The sequence below is a fragment of the Mycobacterium sp. NAZ190054 genome (genome assembly GCF_001545925.1).
In the GTDB taxonomy this organism is placed as follows: domain Bacteria; phylum Actinomycetota; class Actinomycetes; order Mycobacteriales; family Mycobacteriaceae; genus Mycobacterium.
On the sequence record NZ_LMVQ01000465.1, the window covers coordinates 1 to 1,219 of the forward strand.

At 68.2% G+C, this 1,219-nt stretch carries 1 protein-coding gene; it reads right to left on the reverse strand.

What is annotated here, in order from left to right; translation table 11 throughout:
• The coding region (locus tag ASJ79_RS24290) for a serine/threonine-protein kinase (RefSeq protein ID WP_156448616.1) at positions 1-796 on the reverse strand (796 nt) is incomplete at its 3' end.
• Between the last annotated feature and the right edge of the window lie 423 nt (positions 797-1,219).

The window sequence follows — 1,219 nt, forward strand, 5'->3', positions numbered from 1 at the left end:
CCGTGGGGTACCGGTCCTGCGGCTGCTTGGCCATGCCGCGCGCGACGACGTCGTCGAACGCCCGGCTGACGCCGCGGCGCATGATGCTCGGCCGCGGCGGCGCCGCGAACATGTGCGCGCTCCACACCTGCCGCACATCGGCGGCCTCGAACGGCGCCCGACCCGTCAGCGACTCGTACAGCAGACACGCCAACGAGTACACGTCCGACGCCGGGCCGCCGCGTTCGCCGCTGAACCGCTCCGGGGCCATGTACGCGCTCGATCCGACCACCAGGCCGGTCGACGTCACCGACGCCTCCCCGCCGCCGTGCGCGATGCCGAAGTCGACCAGGTAGGCGAAGTCGTCGGGGGTCAGCAGCACGTTCTCGGGCTTGATGTCGCGGTGGATCAGCCCGTTGGCGTGCGCGGCGTCCAGTGCCGCGGCGACCTGCCGGATGATCGCGACCGCCCGCTCGGGCGGCAGCGCCCCCTCGGCGCGCAGCACCTCCTTGAGGCTGGCGCCCTCGACCAGCCGCATGTCGATGTAGAGGACGCCGTCGATCTCGCCGAAGTCGTGCACCGGGATCACGTGCGGTTCCTGCAGCCGGGCCGCGATCCGCGACTCCCGGCGGAACCGTTCCTGGAAGCTGCGGTCGGCGGCCATCTCCGGGCGCAGCAGCTTGATCGCCACCATGCGCTCGCGCGCGGTGTCGTAGGCGCGGTACACCTCGCCCATTCCCCCGACCCCGATCACCGACTGCAGCTCGTAGGGCCCGAACCGGGTGCCCAGCCGAGAGCCGCCCTTCGGGGTGCTCACATCCAATCCTTCCGTCGTCGACCGGCAGCGCCGAATAGGCTTCCCCAACCACGGGCCAGCCTAATGGGAATTGATCAGCGAGTCTTCAACCGGGATGGCTAGGGGTTGAGGGGAAGCTGGTCACCGAGCCGCTGGCCGGTGAGCACTGTTGCGGCCTGGAGTGCTGGTCGACTCCTAGCGTTAGATCGTGCCACGGCCGGTTGGTGAGGTCACCTATAGCGCTGATGGGGTGTCGTGCCTCGAGCACTGATCCATTAGGTTGCCGCCGGGTGTCCTTCGGCTCGAACAGGTTTTACCCTCGATCCGTGGACTGAAGTGGTTGATGTGTCTGCTGGGGTTGTTTTTCGTCGTGTAGGGGTGTGGGCACGAGGTAGTCGCTGGTCTGTCCAGCTTTTCCTGTGTGTTCCGGTAGGGCCTGTTCGG